This window comes from Chryseobacterium sp. HNCC26DJ238, assembly GCF_057180465.1.
The window spans coordinates 37,849-62,857 of the sequence record NZ_JBXUGI010000006.1; the positions used below are offsets into that span (position 1 = coordinate 37,849).

Genomic DNA, 25,009 nt, shown 5'->3' on the forward strand with positions numbered 1-25,009 from the left:
ATTAAAATTCACGAAGCAATTTCATTTTCTGAGCAGAAACTGCAATTTTCAGCATTTTCGACTAAAAATATTCGTATTAAATTCTAATCCAATCCAAAAGATAGTTCACATTATGAACAGCAGATCTGAATTTAGATAATTTCTTTACAGTATAAGTACCATCTCCAGTATTTTTCACACAGTTTTTTGTATTTATATTCAAAAATATACTATTTCTGATAATGAATTTTAAACATTTGAAAATTAACTTTTACGTAATCGATTTACCGAAATTGATATTTACGTTATCTTTTCAGGAGTAAGTGTCATCGTAAAAACGGACCAAATCAAACAACCTTATCATAAAAAATAAGATAAGTCAACATATACAAAAAGCTTAATTACAAACCATTATAGAGCTTTTATATCATAAAAAAATATGTTGTAAATAAAAAAAATCAAGTTTTATTACAAAATTGTTACATTTAGAGGCTAACAATTATTGAATATTAATGAAGTTTATAGGATATGATGTCGGAAGCTCATCAATAAAGGCTTCTATTGTAGATGAAAAAGGTAAGGTAATAGCCCATGCAAAATATCCGGAAAGTGAGATGGTTATTGATTCTCCAAAGATCGGATGGGCAGAACAGGATCCGGAACAGTGGTGGCAGAATCTTCGTGTTCTGACCCAAAAAGTGATTGCAGAAAGCCAAACCGATAAAAACGAGATCAGAGGAATCGGTATTTCTTATCAGATGCACGGACTGGTTTTGGTTGGCAAAGACAAGAAGGTTCTTCGTCCGTCAATTATCTGGTGTGACAGTCGCGCAGTCGAAACCGGTGATCAGGCATTTAATGATTTGGGAGAGGAAGTTTGTATGAACAAACTGTTGAACTCTCCGGGAAATTTTACCGCTTCAAAACTGAAGTGGGTGAAAGAAAACGAACCCGAGGTGTACGATAAGGTCTGGAAGTTTATGCTTCCCGGAGATTTTATTGCTTTAAAACTGAGTGGAGAAGCTACTACTACGGTAACCGGTCTATCAGAAGGGGTTCTCTGGGATTTTCAGAAACATCAGGCATCAAAAACATTATTAAATCATTGGAAAATTGACGAATCTCTCGTATCAGCAGTGGTGGATAATTTTACTGAACAATGTGTTGTTTCGAAACAAGGTGCTGAAGAAAGCGGATTGCCTGAGGGAATTCCTATTCTCTACAGAGCCGGAGATCAGCCGAATAACGCTTTATCACTTAACGTAATGAATCCCGGAGAAATCGCTGCTACCGGTGGAACTTCAGGAGTAGTCTACGGAGTAACGGATACTGTTTATTCTAAAGAGCCAGTTAGGGTGAATAATTTCGCTCATATCAATCATACTCAAGAACAGCCAAGAATCGGAAAAATGCTTTGCTTAAATGGTGCGGGAATTCAATACAGTTGGTTAAGACATCAGGTTGATCAGAAAAGACATTCTTATCAGGAACTGAATGATCTGGCTTCACAGATACCCATCGGATCAGACGGAATCATTGTGTTACCCTTTGGAAATGGTGCTGAAAGAGTTTTAAAAAATAAAGATATCGGTTCTTCCACGTACAATGTCAATTTCAACCGTCACAAAAGCACACATATGTTCAGAGCCGGATTGGAAGGAATCGCCTACTCTTTTGTTTACGGAACTGAAATTCTGATGAATGACGGTTTACAAAAAGGAATTATTAAAGCAGGAGGTGACAATTTATTCCGTTCTTCATTATTTGCGCAATCGATTGCAACATTGCTGGATACTGAAATCAGAATTTTTGATACGACAGGATCTACCGGAGCTGCCAGAGCAGCAGCAATGGGTGCGGGAGCATTTGATACCCTGAATGACATCTTAACGGAGAAAGATATCACCCACACCTATACTCCAGATTTTAAAAACATAGATCAATACAGCGCAAGCTACTCAAGGTGGAAAAATAAACTGGAGTCTGTTTTAAATAACTGACAGCAATTGCATTCAGTCATGAATTATAATTCAACACCCTACATAAAGATATAAAACCAATAAAATATAAAATCAAAATAATGGCAGTTACAACAGGAAACAAAGAGTACTTTAAAGGAATAGAAAAGATCAGGTTTGAAGGAAAAGAATCAGACAATCCGCTAGCATTCAAATTTTATGATGAGAATCTGATAGTTCGGGGAAAAACGATGAAAGAATATTTTAAATTCGCTTCTGCTTACTGGCATACATTCTGTGCAACAGGTGGAGACCCATTCGGAGCAGGAACTCAGCAATTTGACTGGTTAACGGCTTCCAATGCTAAAGAGAGAGCAACAGAAAAAATGGATGCTGCCTTCGAATTTTTCACGAAACTTGGGGTTCCTTATTACTGTTTCCACGATTATGATTTGATTGACGAAGCAGACAATTTTACAGAATCTACAAAAAGATTAGAATTCATTACAGACTACGCCAAAGAAAAACAGGCAGCTTCCGGTGTTAAATTACTTTGGGGAACTTCAAACTGCTTCTCGAACCCAAGATTTATGAACGGAGCGGCGACCAATCCTTCGTTTGACGTTTTGGCTTATGCGGGTGGGCAGGTGAAAAATGCTTTGGATGCAACGATTAAATTAGGCGGTGAGAATTATGTATTCTGGGGCGGCCGTGAAGGTTATATGTCACTTCTCAACACGAATATGAAGCGTGAACAGGAGCATATGGCGAAATTCTTACATTTAGCTAAAGACTATGCAAGAGCTCAGGGCTTCAAAGGAACTTTCTTCATCGAACCAAAACCAATGGAGCCGACAAAACACCAGTACGATTTTGATGCGGCAACATGTTTAAATTTTCTCCGTCAGTATGATCTATTAGATGATTTTAAATTAAATCTTGAAGTAAATCATGCTACTTTAGCACAGCACACTTTCGAGCACGAACTTCAGGTTGCAGCTGACAACAATGTATTGGGAAGTATTGATGCCAACAGAGGGGATTATCAAAACGGCTGGGATACAGATCAGTTCCCGGTTGATCTTTACGAAATGACTCAGGCAATGCTTGTAATCATCCAGGCCGGAGGTTTCCAGGGTGGAGGCGTTAATTTTGACGCTAAGATCAGAAGAAATTCCACAGATTTGGAAGATATTTTCATCGCTCACATCAGTGGAATGGACAATTTTGCAAGATCATTCTTAGCTGCAGATGCTATTTTAGAAAAATCAAAATATTCTGAGATCAGAACCAACAGATATTCTTCATTCGACAGCGGAAAAGGTAAAGATTTCGAAAACGGAAATTTATCTTTGAATGACCTTGCCACTTACGCTCAAGGACTTGGGGAAGTAGGCAGGGAAAGCGGAAAGCAGGAATATCTTGAGAGTATTATTAATCAGTATTTATAATTTAATGAGAAACATGATGACAATTGACTATTTTCTTTTACCGCAAAAGGTTTAAAAGAAATAATCTAAAAAACAGCTATTCAAAAGTCTGCAAAATGTAAAAAACTTGTTAAAATATTCGTTTTGCCATCTTTTGAATAGCTAAATGCAGCAAATTCCTTTTACTTTTTTGCGGTTTAAAAAAATATCATGTTTCAAAAATTTTAACAATTAAAACTAAATCAAACTATGCAAATAATAGATTCCGGTCCTACATATTCTTCAGGAACAAAAGCACAGATTAATATGCTGTACGTGACTGTACTGACACTTGTTGCCACTTTGGGAGGACTTTTGTTTGGATATGACACTGCTGTAATTTCAGGGGCTGAAAAATCGATCCAGGAATATCTGATCATTCCTTTAGGATTAAGTTCACTCGCACATGGAGCAACCATCTCAAGCGCATTGATCGGATGTATCATCGGCGGCGCTGTTTCCGGAATAATCTCTACAAAACTGGGAAGAAAAAAATCATTGATGCTTTCTGCATTCTTATTCTTTATCAGTGCTTTGGGAGCAGCATATCCTGAATTTTTATTTTTCAAACACGGCGAACACTCAATGGGTGTTCTGCTGGCATTTAATTTTTACAGAATCATCGGTGGAATTGGTGTTGGATTGGCTTCGGCGGTCTGTCCAATGTACATCGGTGAGATTGCACCTGCCGAAATCCGTGGCAAACTGGTTTCTTTAAATCAGTTTGCCATCATTTTCGGGATGCTGGTCGTTTACTTTGTAAACTGGGGAATTGCAAGCGGGCAAACCGTGGAATGGATCAACGAGATCGGATGGAGATATATGTTTTTATCATTGACCATACCTTCTGCTTTATTCGGAATACTTCTGTTCTTCGTTCCTGAAACTCCACGTTACCTTACATTCGTTAATAAAGATGCAGAAGCGCTTAAAATTTTAACAAAAATCAATGGTGAAGCACGTGGAAAAGAAATTTTCTCTGAAATAAAAAGTACCGTAGCTGAGCACAAAAGTGAAATTTTCGCATTCGGAAAAACAGTTATTGTGATTGGAATTTTATTATCGGTTTTCCAACAGTTTGTCGGAATTAACGTCGCCTTGTATTATGCTCCGAGAATTTTTGAAAGTATGGGCGTTCATAAAGATTCCTCTATGCTGCAGACTGTTGTCATGGGATTGGTGAATGTTGTATTTACGGTCATTGCAATTTTCACAGTCGACAAATGGGGAAGAAAACCCTTATTGATTGTAGGTTCAGTAGGTATGGCCATTGGGATGTTTGCAATTGCAATTTTATCCTACTATCAAATTATCGGAATTGCCACTTTGGTCTTTATTATTGTTTACACGGCTTCATTTATGATGTCCTGGGGGCCGATCTGCTGGGTGCTGATCTCCGAAATATTCCCTAATAAAATCAGAGGAAGTGCAATTGCAATTGCTGTTGCGGCACAATGGGCTGCAAACTATCTGATTTCTTCAACATATCCTTTTATGATGGAATTCAGCGGAGCATTCACTTATGGATTTTACGGGGTGATGAGCGTTCTTTCCCTGTTCTTTGTATGGAAATGGGTTCCTGAAACCAAAGGCAAATCTTTAGAGGAAATCGAAAAGGTTTGGGAAAAGTAAATACACTTCAGTTTATCATTAGTTTATTAAAGGCACCAAGATTTTTTTGGTGCTCTTTTTTTTAACTTTGTTATATAAACTATATATCTTATGCTTTATGAACATCTTTAAATCTATTTTTCAGCATTTTAAAATTATTAGCAACATAAAAAACATTAAAGATGATTTTATTGCAAAAAAGATTCAAATGCATCAGCTTCTTTACGAGTTAAAAGCATTTTCGGAAGACAAAACTGAATTTGATTTCATCGGGATCTATTCCAATGGAAATGACTGTATTTATTTTCGGAAGAACAAAAGCAATCTGGATATCGAATATGAAGCTGTAACAGAATCCCAAATTCCCTATTATGAAAAAATAAAGCAATTTGCATTAGAAAACAGTTTTCAGACTGAAGAAAAAATAAATAAAGGAATACCTTATATAAGGATCAGCACAGACACTTCAGCTGAAAAAACATTTCGCCTTGCTGAAAAAATTCAGCAAGATATCTTCGGAAATAATGATCTTACACAATATGAAATTGTACCTTAATGACCTTGCACATTATATTTTTAAATCCTAATACATCATGAAGTATAGTTCATTGGTTCTGCATGATACTAAAAACTGATTTTAATCTGTTAAAGAGTTATCCGGACAGATAGATGGTATATAAATTAAATATTATTTGGTTTTAACTTCTGTCTCTATCCATTCTTCATTTTCAATAATCTGATAATTTGGTTTTTGAATAGCAGGAAAATATTCAAACCCAAATTTATCTTTTTTGCCATACACAGCATATTCATCTGTAAAGTTTGGAAAATACACACTCGTATTGTTTATTTTAAAAGCATAAACAGGAATTTCTTCAGCTGCAGGTTTTCCAAAATATGAGAATTTGTATTCTAATTTTTTCATGAATTCCTCATTATCCCACTGAGAAAGATCTCTCAACAAAGATATTTTATCTTTTTCTGAAAAATTTTCAACATTCTTTGCTGCCCATTCCGGAAGTTCTTTACGAAGTTGATTTAGTTGGTCTTGTGATAATTTTTTAGGATTTGGATTCCACAACAGAGATTCGGATAAGCATTTATATCCTTTCTTTTCAATCTTGTCATTTACATTAATAGGTTTTCCTCCAAAACCAATAACTTCGTATCCGTTTTCAGTTTTGCAGTCGCAGTTTTTCATCATTACATTTTTCGCTAAAATTATTACAGGGATCATTAAAAGACATACTATTCCGATAAAAATATTCTTTTTTTTCATAATTACTGAGGATTAAAGGTTCTCATATCATCAGGAACTCCTTCGGGACTCGGTGCAGCACCGACATTATGTCTGGCTCCATCAGGATCAAACCATGCATCGTCGATTTTCACCATATTCGCTTCAATAGCTGACCATTCTCTCCATCGTTGTTTTTCCTGTTCCGTTAATTCTTTTTCCTGATCCAAAAGGTGAGAATACGTACTTCCACATCTCTTATTACCAACTGAAGTTTTATTCCCGGCTCTTGCTTTCATATAATCAGAAAAACACAGCTCGTCTGTGGTAAAAAGTGTTTTTTCATAATCCGTTCTTTTCAGATACGCGTACACTTTCACCTTTGAACTGTTAGCAACTTTTTGTGCAATACTTTCAGAAGAAAGAATATTATATCGATTGTTTACATCAACTTTACTTCCTGATGGATCTATATAAATTGTTTTATCAATCGAGCTGTTGCCAATTCCTGCTCTGCATGAATACAGGTAGATACTGCCTCCGGTAGAGAATGCCTCTTTGCTTAACTTTTCTGCCTGTTCTTTTTCGAATGAATAGGGCGTTATATCTGCACCAATTGGAGCTAATCCGAGTGAAATCTCCCCGACAACACCATGACTGTAAAATAAAAGCTGCTGAATTTTTTTATTAGTTCTTTCTTCCGAAATATTTGCAGAATTTCCCTTATCTCCTGTATTAATATAATTAATTATTTCTCCTGCGCTGGTCACCTCAATATATTTCCCTCTGAATTTACTTTCTACAGCTTCTTTAATCGCAGCTCTCTGTTTTGACGAATATCCTGTTATGCATAATAAAAAATCAAATTTTATTCCTCTGTTCATTCTCATTCTACGTAATGCCTGATGAACAAACATCATTTTACTTCCTTCTCCTACTCCCTGAAATAAAAGATTTCTTGCTGTACTTGAACTGTAATTCTGAGTGCCTACTACAATAATATAAGACAAACCGAAACTGCCACCTTCTATTTTTGGTGCTGCCTCGTTTACATTGTAGGTAACTCCGGAATCAGTTCCTTTTTGTGTAAACTGATTCGCAAGAGAGGAGTTTTCTATATTTGCTCCTGCGAAATTTTTTGCTGAACCTCCGGTCGTTTCAATATAATCTCCCCCTATATAAGATTCCTTGCTCATATCGTATTAATGATTTTTTGAAATTTCAGCAGAGTTATTCTTTATTTCCTTCTGAGAATGCTGCTCAAATACTCCCTGACTCTGATTACTTATTTTACCATTAGCGACTCTCAGCCTGTCTTTATCAGTATGAGACTCTTTGTTTCCCTGGATAAATTCTGTCATTTTTCCGGTTACATTGGTAATAAAGTCTGTTCCTACCGAAAGCATATTTAGCATGCCCACTCCTGTGTTTTTATTCATTCCTGCCGTTTCTGAAATGTTCATTCCCGCTGTTGTTGTAATATTTTCAGCAATATTGATATTCATATTTTTTGCAGTAATATTAATAGTTTCCGGTGCTGTGATATTGATATTGCTTCCCGTCGTGTCCAGATGGATCTCATTTCCTGATTTATCCGTGATGATGATGCTTTCATCTTCCGTGAAGACTACCCGGTGACCGCTTCTCGTCTGGATTGATTTCACACGGTTGTCCATGCCTCCTCCCAATCCTATGCCTCCATGGAACATTCCTCCCATTACAAATGGTCGGTCGGGATGATTGTGAACGAAGTTTACCATCACCTGATCTCCTACCTCCGGAATCGCAACATAGCCGCGGTTCTGCGTGATCTGATCTGTTCCTCCTGCATCAGGACTCATCATTCTGATAAAATGCGTCGTATCATTCGTCTGCCAGTCGAATCTAACCTGAACCCTGCCCTGACCCTCGGGATCCGTATTCGAGATCACCGTAGCCAGCTGGGGCTGTGCGATAGGAACTGTAAATTCAGGCTTGGGTAAAAAGCCTGTATCGGAAGCGATCCCATCGAAGCTTCCTGTGTAATGTCCGATGGTGTCTATTTCATGCGTCGCTTCTGTGATCATGATCCTCGTGAAATACGAGGTCTCATTCGTATCCGGTTTTCGCATCTCGATATCCACCGCACAGCCCGGATGAAGAAAGGGAACCGTCGTGGAGCCTGAGATATTGAAAACATTCACGCCCTCACTTCCCGAAGTGCTCTTCTGCGAATATTCAACATCCAGATGGGTGGTCGCTTTTATCGGAGCTACCTGTAAGGATGGAGTTTTATAGATATTTTCGTTATGTTGATAAGCAGTTTTAGCCAAATCACCAACATGCTGGATCGGTGTGCTCCCCGAAGTAAGCTTTTCATTCCTGCTGCTGTTATAACCGTAGAACTGGGGTTTGGTATGTACTGCTTTGAGTTCAACCCTGATATCGTTGGCACTGCTCCCATAGGTCAGCCTGATGGGTTTGTTCTGCGGTGGAAGCTTCCCGAAGTGAAGGACTTCACCATCATAGTAAAACTGCTCACCATACGCTTCCGCCATTCGTGCCAGGTAATTGTAATGCGTCTCATCATACTGGCTGCTGTAGACAATCTGGGAATAATCATTCGCATCGATCCTGATATCGAAACGGCTTCTGTCAAGACCCTGTTTAATCACTTCTTCTGCAATAATCCCCATGTTCACCGGCTGACTGCCTCCAAAGCTCTGGATATGAGGCGCTCCGTCGAGTAATACAGTCGGACTGTAACCCGATAATACGATATTCCCAAGACTCATCCTCTCCTGGCTGAATCCTACTCCCGTGATCACGCCAACAAAAGTGCGTTCAGGACTTTTTTCAATGTCTTTATAGGAAATTACAGCCGTGAGCCTTTTCCCTAAAAATTTATTCGCTTCTTCTAAGGTATGGTTCTGACGGTCTCCAAGGGTATCGTGCGCCAATGTCAGACTGAACTCGTGATGACGACGGGAACTCTGGGTCAGTTTAAAATGTTTGTAATAGCTGATCACCCGGCCTTCTATCACCAATGATAATTTAACCAACCGGTTGATCCCGGTGTGATGGTTCGAAGAGATTCCTTCTGCATTCTCGGAGGGACGGAAACCGCCCATGCCTGGTTCTGAAATATTCATATGCGTAGATTGTGTGGTGGTTTAAAGTTATTAAATTTTATGTATTTACACTTTGTTTTAGCGATAAATTTTTAATTTTAACTTTTCTTAAATATTTGGAAATCTGCATCCTCTGCAGTGAAACAGAAACTGATTACCTTTTATAAACAGCTTACATTAAAACTGGTTTTAACAGAGTTTTTTGTCGGCAAATCCTTCCGGCATCTGAAGTGCTGGAAAGGTTGAGCGTATACTCATTAATGGAAGGCAATTCAGTTGGCATGACAAACTTTTAAGACAAAGAAGACCGTCTTGCGGACAGTCTTTACTTTGTATAGTATAATGCTTAAAAGTTTGTTTTTTTAGTTTTTCGGCCAGATTCCTTCGTAAGCGGAGTTTCCGTAGTTGATCTTTTCTGCACTCACCACAAAGCTGATCAGCATCGAGTTTTCATCCACTGCATCGAAGTCTACTTCATGCTGAATAACGTATCCGTTTTCCCAGTTTAAAGTAATCAGCGTTCCTTCTTCGTGAGATTTGTTGAACGTGATTTCACCTGAGGTCGGTTTATATTTTCCGTTCAGTAAAGATTCCAGAATGTCAGATTTCTCTGTTGCTTCGATCGTTAATTTGATCAGTGCGTTGGACGGATCTGACGCTACCCTTCCGGATACGTCTGTGGATCTTGATACGCTGTAGTTCAGCTTTAGTAATTTCTGTCCTTCACTACCGTTGAATTTTAAGATTCCTCTTGAATTTGCTGCCATGATAAATAAATTTTAATCGTGAATAATATTTGATTTGTTTTTTGTATACTCAAAGATAATTACGCAAAATCTATTATTAAAAATTTTAATCCATTATTTCGAAAATTGTCGTAATTCTACGATTTTATGTCGTAATTCTACGACTAAAGGAAAATATATTAAATCACTGTCAGTTTAAAAAGCAGAATAGCCGTTTAATTCATATTTCTGTAATAAATTTATATGAATGTCCATTTTTAATCATACATTATAATTATCATTCAGTTTTTCATTGACTATGTCGAATCTATGATCTCCGGAGGAATCTAAGCTGATTTATTTTCAGTGTGTTGAGATTCCTCCGGAATGACAAACAAACCGTTAAGAACTAAGTTATACTAACTACGGACATTCATTTAAATTTAATTGCATTTTAACCTGAGTGTAGAATAACAATTTTTTAAATAATTGATTTTTTAAATAATGTTATTTTATCGCAAAGAAGAAACATTGCTTTTAAGCGTTTTCAGATTAAATAATACCACATCGTTTGTCAAAGCGATACAAAATTTATATTACCTTGATAAGTTTCACGCCTTTACCTATTTTAAATATTTAAAAATCAATTTGTAAATATTTTTTAGCTTTGCGTTTTATGGAGCCTTATCCCGAACTGAGGTTATTTTATATCATTTTTAACCGTTCCTCTTCAAGGTCAATCTGAAACAATTGCTGCCGGATGATCTCTTCGCTTATTTTAGGATCTTTATTAAGTTCTGTTAGAAATTCGCGCTGTACTTCCAGCATCTCTACAAAAATAACCTTTGTTTTCTCATTCATCCAGCTGTCATCGGTAGCTTTTGTGCGTTCTTCCCAATGCTTGAGGAACATTTCAAGACCTGCATGATCTTTAAGTTCGGTTTCATATTTCGCTTTGAGAAACTGATAGATATGTCGCTTCAGGTCTTTTTTTATTTTCTGCCTGGTTAAATTTTCATTTTCTTCATTAAAAACACCATCGAAAAAACCTGTCTTTTTAATGATATACGGCAGAGTAAGCCCCTGTAGCAAAAGCGTAAGCAGGATAACGACAAACGTAATAAACAGAATAAGATTTCTGTGTGGAAAAGCCTCACCGTTGCCATAAGTCACTGGAATTGCCAAAGCGGCAGCGAGAGAAACGACTCCTCTCATTCCCGTCCATCCTAATAAAAGCGGCATCATCCAACGCCGTGTCCGGGAAGAAGCATGTGGCTGTACACTGGGCCTGAAAATCATTGTCGAAATCAAAGCCGCATAGGAGCTGATCATCCTTGCTGCTATCAAGATTCCGGTTACCAAAACACCATATCCGATGGCAGTTTCCAAAGGAATATGATCTTCCCGCAATCCATCTACAATTTCAGGAAGTTCAAGCCCGATGATGAGAAAGACAATGCCGTTCAAAATGAAGATCAGACTTTCCCAAACGCTGTAGGCGTGAATCCGGCTTGTACTGTTGAGAAACTTTAATCGCCTTGCCGACATATAAAGACCTCCGGCAACGACTGCCAGAACTCCGGAACTGTGAAGCTCTTCGGCAATCCAGTACATCACATACGGCTCAATAATTGTCAATGCAATATCAGAAGGTGCATCAGTCGGAAGAATTTTATGGGCTTTCACAAACAGCCAGCCCAACAGCAAACCAATCCCCACACCCCCAATAATCATCCAAAAGAAACTCACCGCAGCATCCTGCCAGACGAACTGCCCAGTTCCTACTGCGACAAGGGCAAAACGGAAAATGATTAAAGATGAAGCATCGTTCAACAGGCTCTCCCCTTCAAGAATCGTAGAAGTTGACTTGGGAATACTTACAAATCTGGTGATTGCTCCGGTACTTACTGCGTCCGGAGGAGACACAATTCCTCCTAATAAAAAACCTAAAGCAATCGTAAATCCGGGAATATAGTAATTGGTAATAAGCGCAACCGATAATGCTGTAAAAAAAACCACCAAAAATGCAAAACTCCCTATAATCCGCCACCATTTCATCATTTCTTTAAAAGAAATTTTCCACGCTGCCTCAAATAATAACGGAGGAAGAAAAATAAAAAAGATCAAATCAGGATCTATTCTTATCAACGGCAATCCCGGAATAAAACTTATGAAGAGTCCTCCGATAACCAGTAAAATAGGATACGCTATCTTCAGTTTGGCCGCAAACATGTTAAGAATAACGATAACGGCAACCATTGCCAGGAAAAAAGGTAAGAGACTATCCATTATATAATATCTGTGTTTCAAAATACAAAAATAGCATAATTAATACATTCCAATTTTGATGTCAATAAATGTATATTTCCAGATCTGTCATTCAATACTATCGGTTATCGTGTTACCAAAAAAAACTGAATACTTTTTTAAAACTAAAATTTATATTATGTAAACTTTAAGGATCATTATTGCTATTATTTATGATATTACCACAAAAAACAGGGTTTCCGATCTATTATATACTTAATTTGATTAAATTTACCATAATTCTGAAAACAGATACTAACGTAGTCCCGAAATACCTATGACAAAGAAAAATGCCACGATTTATGACATTTCAAAGAAGCTGAACGTAAGTGTGGCCACAGTTTCAAGAGCATTGAACGACAACCCGAGAATAAGCCAGGCTACCAAAGAACTTGTAGTGAAAACCGCAAAGGAAATGAACTACAAGCAAAATAATCTTGCCAAAGCCCTGAAAAGCGGCGAGACTAAAAACGTAGGGATCATTGTTCCTTATATCAATACCAACTTTTTTTCGTCTGTCATACGCGGCATCGAGGAAGAACTTTCTCTTCACGGCTATCATGTAATCATCTGCCAGAGTCATGAAGATGTCCTAACCGAAAAAAAACACCTCAGCACTTTATTAAATGCCCAGGTCGACGGAATTTTCATGTCAGTTTCAAGAACCACAGTAGATACTGAACATATTCAGCATATTTTAAATACAACAAATACCCCCATTATCTTTTTTGACCGGAAGAAAGATATTCCCGGGATCAGTACCGTGACGATTGACGATTACCGCGGCGGCTACATCGCAACAGAACACCTGATCGATGAAGGTTATAAAAATATCTGTCATTTTGCAGGAGATCTGAATCTTGAGATTTATCAAAAACGTCTGAGCGGGTATAAACAAGCCCTAATTGATCATCAATTTCAGGTAAAAGAAGAAAATATCATTTCTACTGGAAGTTCAATTGACGCCGGAATAGAAGCCATAAAAACTTTGTGGGACAGCAAATCCATTCCTGACGCTATATTCTCTGCCAGTGATTTTGCTGCATTGGGTGCGTGCCAGGAATTAAAAAAACGGAAAATTAAAATTCCTCAGGAAGTTGCCGTCATCGGTTTTTCCAATGAACCTTTCACCCAGTTTATGGAACTTCCGATGAGTTCGGTAGATCAGACCCCTGTCATCATGGGAAATATGGCCGGACAGGTTTTTTTAGACAATATCAAAGACAACTCCTCGGGGGTATCTATTGAGAAAAAGGTTGTTCTTGCACCGAAGATTTGTGTGAGGAAATCTTCGAAGAGGAAGTGATTTTTCATCTGTTTTCACACCTTTAAACCACTCCATCAAAAATTCTTTCGAATTTTCGCCATCCCTCCGGAGGAGGGGAGTTTTTGTTACGCATAGGGAATGAATCTTGCAAATTTAGAATTGTAAAACAAATCATCATTAAAGTAGACACGTAGAATTCCCCTACTCTGGAGGGGTGGATTAATTTTCAAAGAAAATTAAGACGGGGTGGTTTTAAAACCCATAATTCTCAACAACAAAATCCTCCAAATCTTTCATCACCCTACCCAAATTATTCTTCACATCAAAATCGGTAGCTCTATATATTTTCAATCCTAAAGATTCTAAATTCTTTTGTCTTATCTCATCATAATCTTGTTTTACATCATGGCTCCAACCATCAATTTCAATAACCAATCCCAATTTTTTTACATAAAAATCAACAATGTAATTTCCAATAATTCGCTGTCTGTCAAAATCTATCTGATGAAAACTACGAGCTCGAACTTGTTTCTAGAAAATTACTTCACTTAAAATTCCGGCTTTTCGTTTTCCGTTTAATAATGCTTTTAATTTTGGATTGTATGGAAGTTTTTCCACGAAGTTTTTACGGATGGGAATTCCGTTGATTTGGGTTAATATTTCTTTCATTGTGTTGTGTTTTTGCTTTTGCTCGCAGTTCTGGACTTCTTAAACCACCCCGTCTTTTTCCTTCTGAAAAATCCACCCCTCCAAGGGAGGGGAATTGTTGTACGTTTAAGAGAATATTTTTAATTCAAATTTAGAAAATATAAGATAAATACTAAATGTGAGAATTCCCCTCCTCCGGAGGGGTGGCGAAAATTCGAAAGAATTTTTGACGGGGTGGTTTTTAGCATTCATAATTTCCAATAATAAAATCCTGATTGTTATCGCAGATTTGCAATCGTGAACCCAATGTCGCAGATTTTCAATCCGTGACTTTTCATTATAAAATTTTGTATTTTTAAATAAAAACACATATGTCTACAAAATACAAAGCTTCAGATATCGATCAAGCGTACTTTATTACGATCATAACGGTAGGCTGGGTTGATATATTTACAAGGTTATCGCAGAAAATGTTCATTATAGATTCTTTAAAATATTGTCAAAATCAAAAAGGACTTTCCATTTTTGCCTAATGCTTAATGTCAAACCACCTCCATTTATTTTGTCGTGCAGACGCACCTATACGGTATCTGAAATCATGAGAGATTTTAAAAAATTTACTTCAAAAAAAATAATTGAAACCATGCAGTCTGAATCTGAAAGCAGAAAAGAATGGATGCTACAATATTTTCAAAAATCCTGCGAGCATTTATCCAGAGAGCAAAAATTTAAAGTTTGGCAAGATGGCTATCATGCTAAAGAAGTTTTTTCAAATAAATGGATTAAAGAAAAGATAAATTATATTCATCAAAATCCTGTAAAACAGAAAATAGTGGCAGAAGCGGAGCATTACTATTTCAGCAGTGCCAGAAATTACGCAGAATTAGATAACCCTTTAGATGTTTTTGTGGTTTTTATGGGATGACTTGTTGTGTGTTGTTGTCACGGATTGCAAATCCGCAACATCGGAGATAAAATATTTGGATTCTCTTTGTCTATGTTTGTTTAAATATTACATTTGTTTTATACATAAATTCATGAAAGACCAATATTTTACACAGATAGAAATTTTAACCAATGAAATTTTAAAGAGCAAAATAAATATCTGCGATTATAGGCATTATGACCAATACGATGAATTTCAATACGTATTTGATTATCTTTCATTAAGTTTTTCTTCACAATCACAAAAATATAAAATTAAAAATCCTTTATTTTTTTTTAGTAATTACGATTCTTTAAATGCTTGCGCTATTAAAAGTGACCATTACAACATTATTGTTTTTAATCGCGGTTTGATTTTGAATTTGATTAATGAAATACTAGAAAACGAAACTCTGATAGAATTTAATACCGTATTCAAAAATACCGAAGAATATTTAAATATTAAAATTGAAAGATTGATTTTCCAATTTACAATCTTATTTACTTTTTATCACGAGTTTGCACATTTGCTACAGAATAATCACACTGATATTAATATGTCTGAAGAAACATCAAAAATTCTAAAAGGAGAAATAAAAGATTCTCATTATAAAGAATTAGACGCTGATGCATATAGTGCAGTTCACATAGCTCGGCATATAGGTGAATATTGTGTAAAGTCTTTTGAAAAATCAAAGATTAAGGAAAGCATTATTGGCATCACTGCAATTTTCTGTTCTAACTTATTGTTTTATCTATTGCAATTTCCTTCCGCAAAAAAAGATTTGTATTTTGAGGATAATACACATCCGCACACATATATAAGAATTTTAAATATAATTTCAAATATCGCAAGATACATTACTGCAGATATAAATTTAATTGATTTAGAGGTATATATTACAAAAGAAGATTTATTTGAACCAATGTTCGATGAAGTAAATCGTTTGGAGGCTATTTATGATAATAAATTAAACTCATTCAGAAAAATTGTTGATGAACAAATAGAAGAAATAACTGCCTACATAACTTTAATTTCAAAAAGTAAGCCCGTTAATATAAACTCAGCACTTGAAGTTTATAATTCACACATATAATTTTCACTCGTTAGTTTGATGTATAATTTCGACAGTCACAAAACAAATATAAAATGAAACAAATCTCTTATATTTTTATACTTTTATGTCTATTAGTAGTTGTAAGTTGTACTAGCAGCATTGATAACAAAATTGAAAAACATTTCAACAAATTCATTTTGATTGATAATTATAAAGATTTTGAGATTAGCTCAATCAAAAGAATATCAAAGGATACAATTACAAACACAAATAAGCAACAAGCTATTATATTTCAAAACATAATTAAATTTAAAGAAACTAATCGAATTATTCAACATGAAATCAGTAAAAAACAACATGAAATTAATGTTGTGAAAAATGGAAGGGAAATAAAACTTTATGGATCAAATGTATTTGATTGGGGACATAAAAAACAAATGGGAAACTATGTTGCTATATATTCCGACAATATCGTTTTTGATACAAATATTGAAGGCAGAAAAAATTTGCTTTTAAGATTAAATAGAGAACTTGACAACCTAAAGAAAGATATATCAACAAATAACAAAATGACTAAAGACGATTTTGAAAAAATAAAAACCTTAGATATAAAAAAGGATAAAAATATATTAGAAATTAGGTCTACTGTTTATCTTAAAGGATATACAGCGTCTGGTCAAAAAATTATTACATATAGAGTTAGGCAAGATCCTGAAGGAAATATTTTACTACTGTCAAAGCTTTAAATTATCTAAATTTTGGCTAAAGCCATTATTGATATTTCAAGAAAGACGGGCTAAAGCCCATCTCTATTGATATCAACGTAGTGTTTATTGTGAAAAGCATAAGCTTTAAACACACCAAAAAAAGAAAATGCTCCCCACCGAAGCAAGAAGCATTTTCAACCCTAATATTTAATATAATTAACCCATTACAGAGAGACACCGCGTCTCCATGGAATGAAATCATTCTGATTAAGAACGTCTGCCTTGGTTTTTACTTCGCCGCTGGCTACGTTGATGATGAGTTCCAGAAGTTCGTCTGCTGCTTCGGGAATTGTTTTTTCTCCGCTGATTACGGTACCTGCGTTGAAATCAATAATGTCCGACATTTTTTCCGCCAAAATCGTGTTGGAAGAAATCTTCACAACCGGCGTAATAGGATTTCCCATCGGAGTTCCAAGACCTGTAGTGAAAAGTACCACTGTCGCACCTGAACCGACTAAAGCCGTTGTACATTCGGCATCATTTCCGGGAGTACACAACAGATTCAGACCTGGTTTTGTGGCGTATTCTGTAAAATCAAGAACTTCCACGATTGGGGCTGCTCCGCCTTTTTTGGATGCTCCTGCAGATTTCATAGCGTCTGTAATTAAACCGTCTTTGATGTTTCCGGGAGACGGATTCATATCAAATCCTGATCCTGCCGCAACCACAGAGGCTTCAAAATCTTTCATCAGTTTCAGGAATTTTACTCCGTCTTCATCGTTGATGCAACGGTTGACCAATTCCTGCTCTACTCCACACAATTCGGGGAATTCGGCGAGCATGGTTGTTCCGCCTACTGCCGCCATAATATCGGAAACTTCACCCAAAACAGGGTTGGCAGAAATTCCTGAGAAACCGTCTGAGCCACCACATTCCAAACCAATGTTCAGTTTGGTGATCGATGCAGGTTTTCTTTCTATTTCGTTGGCTTTTTTAATACCTTCATATGAATCTTTGATAACGCCGGTCAGCATTTCATCGATAGTTCCTGATTTTTGCTGTTCGTAAACGACAATCGGCTTTTTATTATTTGGAGCCAACGCGTGCAGTGAATCCATAAAAATCTGTACCTGAAGATTCTGACAGCCTAAACTGAGCACCGTAGCTCCCGCCACATTCGGGTTGTTGACATATCCTGCAAACAGTCTTCCCAACGCTTCAGCGTCCTGACGGATTCCGCCACACCCACCTTGGTGCGTGATGAATCTTGCATCGATGTTTTTAAATACTCTTGTATCCGGTTGTTCTTCTTCAACTTCAACAGTTGCACCGCCGTTTAGTAAAGAACGCAGCAATAATTGATGTTTGCTTGCTTTATCGTGAAGCAGCTCTTTTTCAAAAATATCCTTCAGCGTTTCGATATTCTTGTTTTCGCAGAATACCAACGGGAAAAACAGCCAGATGTTTTCCGTACCTACCTGTCCGTCTTCACGGTGGTAGCCCATAAACGTACGGTCTTTCCACTTGTCTACGTTGGGTGGAGTCCAGCCTAAAGTTTCGGTTTTGCCGACTACTTTTGCACTTTGGTGCTTTACGTTTTCTGTGGTAATCACTTCGCCCTGTCTGATGGATTGGTTGGCTTTTCCAACGATTACGCCATACATGATGATATGGTCGCCATCCTCAAAATCTACGGCAGCGAATTTATGTTTTGCTTTAATATCTTTAAGAATCGTATAATCTGTACCATCCAGCTGCACCGATTCTCCGGCAGGTAAATCCAACAACGCTACAATAACGTTGTCTTTAGGATTTACTTTCAGTACTTTCTTTTGCATGATCGTTTAAGAATAAAATTGAATAAAATTTTTGTAAGCAGTTTCCATGTCATTGTGGTCGATTTCGTACAATGCTTTTGCTACTGCGGCTTTCAGGCCTTCAATCTTTGTAAGATCGGTATCCCAGAACAGTTTTTCGCTTAATGCCTGCTCTGAAACTATTTCGTAATCTTCGTTTTTCCAGATTTCCCTGAATCTGTTTACGATGGCTTCTTCGTCATTCAGAGGAAGAGATTTTTCACCAAAACTTCCCTGATAGAATCTGATTAAACTTGCCAGAGAGAACGTTAAGTTCAACGGAAGTTTATTATTTCTTTCAACATAAGTCAGTAAACTCGGAACGACTCTCACTTTAAATTTAGAAACAAAATATAATGCAATGCTCGCCAAATGATGCTTGATAAAAGGATTTCTGAATCTGTCGAAAACTTCTTCTGCAAATTCCTTCAATTCAGTTTCATCTAAACCTAAAGTCTGATTGACTTCATTAAAAATAGAATCACTTAAAAAAGTTCCGATAAACTTGTCATCAATCGCTTCTTTTACGATTTCTTTTCCTGCTAAGATCGCAGGAGCCAACATCAGCGTATGACCTCCATTCAGAATTCTAACTTTTCTCAGACGGTATGGCTGAATATCATCCACCACCAAGATCTGTTCGTTGATTTTATCAAAAGGAATTCTCTGCTTTAAATCTTCGTCTCCCTGAATCACCCATAATAAGAATGTTTCAGAAACCACCATCATCGGATCTTCATAATCCAACTGGTCTTCGTAAGTCGCAGCATCATCTTTCGGATAACCCGGAACGATTCTATCGACCAAAGTATTATGGAAGTGATTGCTGTTTTCAATCCATTCTGCAAAACCTTCGTCTAAATTCCAAAGCTTTGCATATTTTAAAATAATTCCTTTTAAGACAATTGCATTTTCTTCAATCAGCTCGCAGGGAATAATTCTTAAACCTTTATCAGCTGCCCCATTGAAATGCTTGTATCTTTCATGAAGTAAAACCGCCACTTTCGCAGGGAAATTTTTGTGCGGACCTTCGTACGAGTTTTCGGTTTCGTCGTAAGCAATTCCTGTTTCGGTTGTATTTGAAAAAACAAATTCAAGTTCTTCTTCTTTAGCCAACTCTAAAAAGCCATTGTAATCTGCATAAGGATTAACCGATTTCTGAATCGCTGAAATCACGCATTTCTCATCGATGATTTCTCCTTTTTTGATTCCTCTTGAAAACAATGTGTAGAGATTCCCCTGTTCTTCAAGTTTGTGAACAGAACCGTTTGGTGTAGGCTGAATGTTGACAATTCCTGCATTGAAATCTGCTTCTTTATTTAATTTTTCAATCACATAATCCGTAAATCCACGCATGAAGTTTCCTCCACCAAACTGTACTATTCTGATTGGTAGTTTTGTATCGATACCGCTGTTTTGACGGTTTAACTGTTGTTTTGTCTGATTCTCCATCTTCCTGTTGATGATTTTTTTAACGCAAAGTCCGCAAAGGTTTTTTGGACATTATGCTGTATATTTTCAATTCGCAAAGGCGTTTTACTCAGCTAAAAGCTCTGTAAAACTGGTTTGCTTCTTATTTATTTTGGTCTCTTAAAATTTCATTAAAATTAACTCCCTTTAGGGGTCGGGGTAAATTAATTTTGATTAACTTTTCAAACCTTCAAGGTTTATTTTTTCTTATAAAATTTCATCAAAATTATTTCCCCCTGCCCTAAAGGATATAATTTTGATGAACTTTTCAAGGCATTTTTCCTCCCTTTAGGATTGGGGTAAAGAAAAATGCTTTGAAATTTCTTTTCAAACCTTCAAGGTTTATTTTTTCTTATAAAATTTCATCAAATTATTTTCCCCTGCCTTAAAGGATATAATTTTGATGACCTTTTCAAGGCATTTTTCCTCCCTTTAGGGTTGGGGTAAAGAAAAATGCTTTGAAATTTCTTTTCAAACCTTCAAGGTTTATTTTTTCTTACAAAATTTCATCAAATTATTTTCCCCTGCCCTAAAGGATATTATTTTGATGAACTTTTCAAGGCATTTTTCCTCCCTTTAGCGCTGGGTAAAGAAAAATGCTTTGAAATTTCTTTTCAAACCTTCAAGGTTTATTTTTTCTTATAAAATTTCATCAAAATTATTTTCCCCTGCCCTAAAGGGTGTAATTTTGATGAAATTTTCAAGGCATTTTTCCTCTCTTTAGGGCTGGGTAAAGAAAAATGCTTTGAAAATTTAGTTTTTTTAATCTTAATTTATTTACTGATCACTTTATACTTAGGAACCAATGTTTTCATTACCGTCCATGCGATTAGGTAAGCGACTGCGCAGATAGAGAAAATGATCATGTATCCTTTGTCAATCCCGTCTGAAACTACGGCTCCTGATTTTTCCAATTGTTCAAAGAAACCGTCCGGCAAACGATCGTTTATATATTGAGGATATTTTTCCAATAACGGAACTCCATCTACAGTGGACCAAGCTTTGTGAGCGTGATCAAATAAAACTCCTGAAGATTTGTTAATAATGAACGAGCCGATTCCTCCTGCCATTCCGCCAATTCCGGTGATGGTAGCAATAGCTTTTTTAGGAAACATATCTCCAACTGTCGAGAATATATTTGCTGACCACGCCTGGTGAGCCGCTCCGGCAATACCGATAATTAAAACCGGAATCCAATAGGTTGCCGTTCCTAAAGGTTGAGCTAAAAGTGCCAATAAAGGGAAAAATGCGAAAATCAACATCGCTTTCATTCTTCCGTTGTAGGCATTCATTCCTTTTTTCTCAACAAAATATTTAGGAAGCCATCCTCCGATAATGGAAAGCAGAGTAATCATATACAGTACGAATAATGGCAATGCACTTTGTGTGGAATCCATTCCATACACCGAACTTAAATAAGCAGGAGTCCAGAATAAAAAGAACCACCAGACACCGTCTGTCATAAACTTTCCGAAGGCAAAAGCCCAGGTCTGTCTGTAGCTGAAACATTCTTTAAATGTAAATACTTTTTCCGGAACTGAAGTGTCTTCATTCGGAAGATCATCCTGATCCTGATTGATATACGTTAGTTCGTGCTCGTTAACTCTCTTGTGTACATGTGGCTTTTTGTAAACAAATACCCAAAGTCCCATCCATACAAATCCCAAAGCTCCAATGATGATAAACGCCCATTCCCAGCCCATTGATTTGGCAATAAAAGGGATCGTAAGCGGCGCAGCCAAAGCTCCAACCGTTGCTCCCGCATTCCAGATACTGGTAGAAAACGCCCGGTCTTTTTTAGGGAAATATTCTGCCGTTGTTTTAATTGCTGCCGGAAAATTTCCTGCCTCACCAATTGCCAGTACGAAACGTGCGAAGATGAATAAAGTTACACTTGTACTGATGATCGCCGATGTATTGGAAACAGTTCCAATCAATTCTTTAGAACCATGAAAACCAGCTGCCCAGTTTCCGGTCAGAATTCCTGATGTAGCAATTCCGCAGAAGGCGTGTAAAACTGCACCGACAGACCAAACCCCGATGGCCCATAAGAAACCTTTTTTGGTATCCATCCAGTCCACAAATTTTCCTGCGAAAAGCATTCCCACTGCATAAAATATAGAGAATAATGCAGTGATGTTTCCGTAATCGTTGTTATTCCAGTGAAATTCCGGTGCTATAAAATCTTTCCACGTCAGAGATAAAACCTGACGATCCAGATAATTGATCGTGGTGGCGAGAAATAACAGCAGACAGATCGTCCATCTGTATTGCGTCGGCTTAAGAGATTTAACTGAACTCATACTCAATTTATTTATTTTAAAGTCTGAATGATATCCAGCACTTTTTTGGTTTCACTTTCAATTGTTGCATAATCTTTCGCAAGCATCAATTCTTTGCTTACAAGTTTGCTTCCCATTCCCACCGCAGAAACACCTGCTTTGAACCAGCTTTCGATACTTTCTTTCGTGGTATCAACTCCACCTGTCGGCATAAATTTCAGATTCGGGAACACATCTTTGATGGCACTCATAAATCCTGGTCCCAAAGCGTTTCCAGGAAATAATTTAATGAAAGTCACCCCTGCAGTTTCAGCAGCGATAATTTCTGTCGGAGTCATACAACCCGGGCTGTACAACAAATCTTTCGGAATTAAAAATGCTGCAACTTCCGCCACAAAACCCGGACTGATAAAGAAATCTGCACCCACTTTGTAATAGTCTTCGGCATGTTCTGCATTTTTGATGGTTCCTATTCCCAGAAGCATTTCAGGCATTTCTGCATTACGAACCTCTACCATTTTTGTGAAATTACTCAACGCGGCTTCTCCACGACTGGTATATTCTACCGCACGGATTCCGGCTTTGTAAAGTGATCTCAATATTTCTAAAGTTACTGTCTCATCAGCATTGTAATACAGAGGTAAAGCCCCTTGATTGATGATGGTGTTTGTAACCAATTGAATTTTTGTCATGTTTGTTTTAATTATTTTGTTAAAATAATCTTTGATGGGTTTTTATCCATCCTTTGGTATGCTGTCCCGTTGGGACTTTGTTAAAATTATGTTTTCTTCCACCCTTTAGGGTTGGGGTAAAGAAGAAAACTGAATTTTTATTTGTTTAAATTCTATTTGATGGGGCTTTATCCATCCTTTGGTATGCTGTCCCGTTGGGATCTTGTTAAATTTAGTTTTCTTCTACCCTTTAGGGTTGGGGTAAAGAAGAAAACTGAATTTTTATTTGTCTAAATTTATTTGATAGATTTCATCCTATCTTTGATAAATCGTCCCATTAGGGCTTTATATGCTTTTTTGAACACAGAGTCCGCAAAGGTTTTTTCACTAACTGTTTTTAGTTTCACAGAGCCGCTTCGCTTATATAAGACCATTGTGCTTTAAATATGATGACTTCTTTTATTTTGAAGAACATCTTGAGCCAATTGCCAGGAGCTAACAGCGAGAATTACCTTTTGATTCTTCCTCCGGAGTTTCCAGCCATTACTTCAAGGATATCTTCTGCGCTGCAGTAATTGATATCGCCTAAAATGGTGTGTTTGATGGCACAGGCTGCGTTGGCAAAATTCAATGCTTTTTCGTCATCGAAATTCAACAGTCCATAAATCAAACCTGCGGCAAAGGCATCTCCCGTTCCGATTCTGTCGACTACGCTGTCTATTTCTAAAAATTTAGTTTCAAAATAGTTTTCGTTAATTAAAGCTCTTCCCTTCGTTTGTTGAGAACTTGCCGTAACCCCGATTCTTATTTTGTCAAAAATTTTATGAATTGATGGACATTGTTGCTTTAATTCTTCACAAGCTTCCATAAAACCCTGTTGGTCTGAAGAAAACTGTGTTCCCAGAATTTCATTGATTTCAGTCACGCCACCAATAAAAATTGTTGAGTAAGAAACCAGTTCTTTTAGAACTTCGTTACCGCTTTTGCCATACTTCCAAAGATTGGAACGATAAGCAGGGTCCGTCGTTACTTCGATTCCCATCTCACGGGCGGTCAGTAAACCTTCTTTTAACGTTTCGTAAGCTCCTTCAGAAATCCCGGGGCTGATGCCTGTCCAGTGGAAATACTCGCAGCCTTCCAAAGCCTTTTTCCAGTCTACCTGTTCCGGTTTGATATTGGCAAAAGATCCGTTCAGTCTGTTGTAAGCAATTCTGCTTGCTCGAACTGACGAACCTACTTCAAGGAAATAGAGTCCTAAAGGATGTTCATTTTTATTGATGAACGTTGTATTAATGCCAAAACTTTTAATGAAAGACAATGCAGATTCTCCCACAAAATCGTCAGAAACATTGCTGATGTGTGTCACATTGCAACCCATTGTAGCCAATGAAGAAGCAACGTTGAGCTCAGTTCCGCCGAAAAAGAATTCCATTTCGTGGCTTTGTTTCATCGTTTTGTTTCCGGGAGGTGAAAGCCTCATGATTACTTCACCGAAAGTAAGTATTTTGCCCATAAGTTTTTAATAACCTTAATTTTTTGAATATCTGTTTTTGAAGTTCAATACATTAAATAAAAAAAATACTTTTTTAATCATAATATTAATTAAGCAGTCACTTTGTCATTCCGTAGGAATCTACACCCTATTATTTTTATCTTGTTGAGATTCCTACGGAATGACAAACAAACTGTTTTGAACTTAAATCAAATCTTAACTTGTTAATAATTTTTAA

The 25,009-nt window shown here is 36.9% G+C and carries 18 protein-coding genes and 2 pseudogenes; 8 read left to right on the plus strand and 12 right to left on the minus strand.

Annotated elements, in window-relative coordinates; genetic code table 11:
• The first annotated feature begins 491 nt into the window (after positions 1–491).
• From AC2A07_RS07260 to AC2A07_RS07275, 4 genes are all read left to right on the plus strand, one after another.
• Positions 492–1,979: a xylulokinase gene (locus AC2A07_RS07260; RefSeq protein ID WP_484049861.1), complete on the plus strand. Its 1,488-nt coding sequence runs from the start codon at positions 492–494 to the stop codon at positions 1,977–1,979.
• Between the two features lie 80 nt (positions 1,980–2,059).
• The gene (xylA, locus tag AC2A07_RS07265; RefSeq protein WP_484049862.1) at positions 2,060–3,388 is read left to right on the plus strand and encodes a xylose isomerase; all 1,329 of its coding nucleotides are present in this window, start codon (positions 2,060–2,062) and stop codon (positions 3,386–3,388) included.
• Positions 3,389–3,616: 228 nt separating this feature from the next.
• The gene (gene xylE, locus AC2A07_RS07270; protein WP_314494447.1) at positions 3,617–5,038 is read left to right on the plus strand and encodes a D-xylose transporter XylE; all 1,422 of its coding nucleotides are present in this window, start codon (positions 3,617–3,619) and stop codon (positions 5,036–5,038) included.
• Positions 5,039–5,225: 187 nt separating this feature from the next.
• Positions 5,226–5,573 carry a hypothetical protein gene (locus AC2A07_RS07275; protein WP_484049863.1) on the plus strand — a complete coding sequence of 116 codons (348 nt, stop codon included), beginning with the start codon at positions 5,226–5,228 and terminating at the stop codon, positions 5,571–5,573.
• A 132-nt stretch (positions 5,574–5,705) separates the two neighbouring features.
• Here AC2A07_RS07275 and AC2A07_RS07280 read toward each other — a convergent pair whose 3' ends face one another.
• The 5 genes from AC2A07_RS07280 to AC2A07_RS07300 all read right to left on the minus strand — a co-directional run bounded on the left by AC2A07_RS07280 (position 5,706) and on the right by AC2A07_RS07300 (position 12,378).
• A complete protein-coding gene (locus AC2A07_RS07280) occupies positions 5,706–6,296 on the minus strand; it encodes a hypothetical protein (RefSeq protein WP_484049864.1) in 591 nt (196 codons plus the stop codon).
• 2 nt (positions 6,297–6,298) lie between these two features.
• Entirely contained in the window at positions 6,299–7,450 is a 1,152-nt protein-coding gene (locus AC2A07_RS07285) for a hypothetical protein (protein ID WP_484049865.1), read from the minus strand.
• Positions 7,451–7,456: 6 nt separating this feature from the next.
• The gene (locus AC2A07_RS07290; RefSeq protein WP_484049866.1) at positions 7,457–9,385 is read right to left on the minus strand and encodes a type VI secretion system Vgr family protein; all 1,929 of its coding nucleotides are present in this window, start codon (positions 9,383–9,385) and stop codon (positions 7,457–7,459) included.
• A 341-nt stretch (positions 9,386–9,726) separates the two neighbouring features.
• A complete protein-coding gene (tssD, locus tag AC2A07_RS07295) occupies positions 9,727–10,131 on the minus strand; it encodes a type VI secretion system tube protein TssD (RefSeq protein ID WP_484049867.1) in 405 nt (134 codons plus the stop codon).
• Positions 10,132–10,794: 663 nt separating this feature from the next.
• Positions 10,795–12,378 carry a Na+/H+ antiporter gene (locus AC2A07_RS07300; RefSeq protein ID WP_484049868.1) on the minus strand — a complete coding sequence of 528 codons (1,584 nt, stop codon included), beginning with the start codon at positions 12,376–12,378 and terminating at the stop codon, positions 10,795–10,797.
• Between the two features lie 295 nt (positions 12,379–12,673).
• On the opposite strand from AC2A07_RS07300, the gene AC2A07_RS07305 reads away from it, so the two are divergent.
• Positions 12,674–13,702 (plus strand): substrate-binding domain-containing protein, encoded by a 1,029-nt coding sequence (locus AC2A07_RS07305; protein WP_314496964.1) that lies wholly within the window; start codon positions 12,674–12,676, stop codon positions 13,700–13,702.
• A 213-nt stretch (positions 13,703–13,915) separates the two neighbouring features.
• Here AC2A07_RS07305 and AC2A07_RS07310 read toward each other — a convergent pair.
• Together AC2A07_RS07310 and AC2A07_RS07315 are read right to left on the minus strand one after the other, a co-directional pair.
• Positions 13,916–14,179, minus strand: a pseudogene (locus tag AC2A07_RS07310) (DUF559 domain-containing protein); the annotation flags it as partial.
• 15 nt (positions 14,180–14,194) lie between these two features.
• Positions 14,195–14,332 carry a hypothetical protein gene (locus AC2A07_RS07315; protein WP_484049869.1) on the minus strand — a complete coding sequence of 46 codons (138 nt, stop codon included), beginning with the start codon at positions 14,330–14,332 and terminating at the stop codon, positions 14,195–14,197.
• Positions 14,333–14,682: 350 nt separating this feature from the next.
• On the opposite strand from AC2A07_RS07315, the pseudogene AC2A07_RS07320 reads away from it, so the two are divergent.
• From AC2A07_RS07320 to AC2A07_RS07330, 3 genes and pseudogenes are all read left to right on the plus strand, one after another.
• A pseudogene (locus AC2A07_RS07320) lies at positions 14,683–15,236 on the plus strand (REP-associated tyrosine transposase).
• A gap of 112 nt (positions 15,237–15,348) precedes the next feature.
• Positions 15,349–16,332: a hypothetical protein gene (locus AC2A07_RS07325; protein WP_484049870.1), complete on the plus strand. Its 984-nt coding sequence runs from the start codon at positions 15,349–15,351 to the stop codon at positions 16,330–16,332.
• 53 nt (positions 16,333–16,385) lie between these two features.
• Positions 16,386–17,039 carry a hypothetical protein gene (locus tag AC2A07_RS07330; protein WP_484049871.1) on the plus strand — a complete coding sequence of 218 codons (654 nt, stop codon included), beginning with the start codon at positions 16,386–16,388 and terminating at the stop codon, positions 17,037–17,039.
• Between the two features lie 185 nt (positions 17,040–17,224).
• Here AC2A07_RS07330 and AC2A07_RS07335 read toward each other — a convergent pair whose 3' ends face one another.
• The 5 genes from AC2A07_RS07335 to AC2A07_RS07355 form a co-directional block, all read right to left on the minus strand.
• Positions 17,225–18,838 carry a UxaA family hydrolase gene (locus AC2A07_RS07335; RefSeq protein ID WP_484049872.1) on the minus strand — a complete coding sequence of 538 codons (1,614 nt, stop codon included), beginning with the start codon at positions 18,836–18,838 and terminating at the stop codon, positions 17,225–17,227.
• A gap of 6 nt (positions 18,839–18,844) precedes the next feature.
• Positions 18,845–20,308, minus strand: a complete 1,464-nt coding sequence (locus AC2A07_RS07340; protein ID WP_484049873.1) for a tagaturonate reductase — start codon at positions 20,306–20,308, stop codon at positions 18,845–18,847.
• A gap of 791 nt (positions 20,309–21,099) precedes the next feature.
• Positions 21,100–22,629 (minus strand): MFS transporter, encoded by a 1,530-nt coding sequence (locus AC2A07_RS07345; protein ID WP_484049874.1) that lies wholly within the window; start codon positions 22,627–22,629, stop codon positions 21,100–21,102.
• 11 nt (positions 22,630–22,640) lie between these two features.
• Positions 22,641–23,300 (minus strand): beta/alpha barrel domain-containing protein, encoded by a 660-nt coding sequence (locus AC2A07_RS07350; protein WP_484049875.1) that lies wholly within the window; start codon positions 23,298–23,300, stop codon positions 22,641–22,643.
• A 487-nt stretch (positions 23,301–23,787) separates the two neighbouring features.
• Positions 23,788–24,792, minus strand: coding sequence for a sugar kinase (locus AC2A07_RS07355; protein ID WP_484049876.1), 1,005 nt, complete (start codon positions 24,790–24,792; stop codon positions 23,788–23,790).
• Positions 24,793–25,009: the final 217 nt, after the last annotated feature.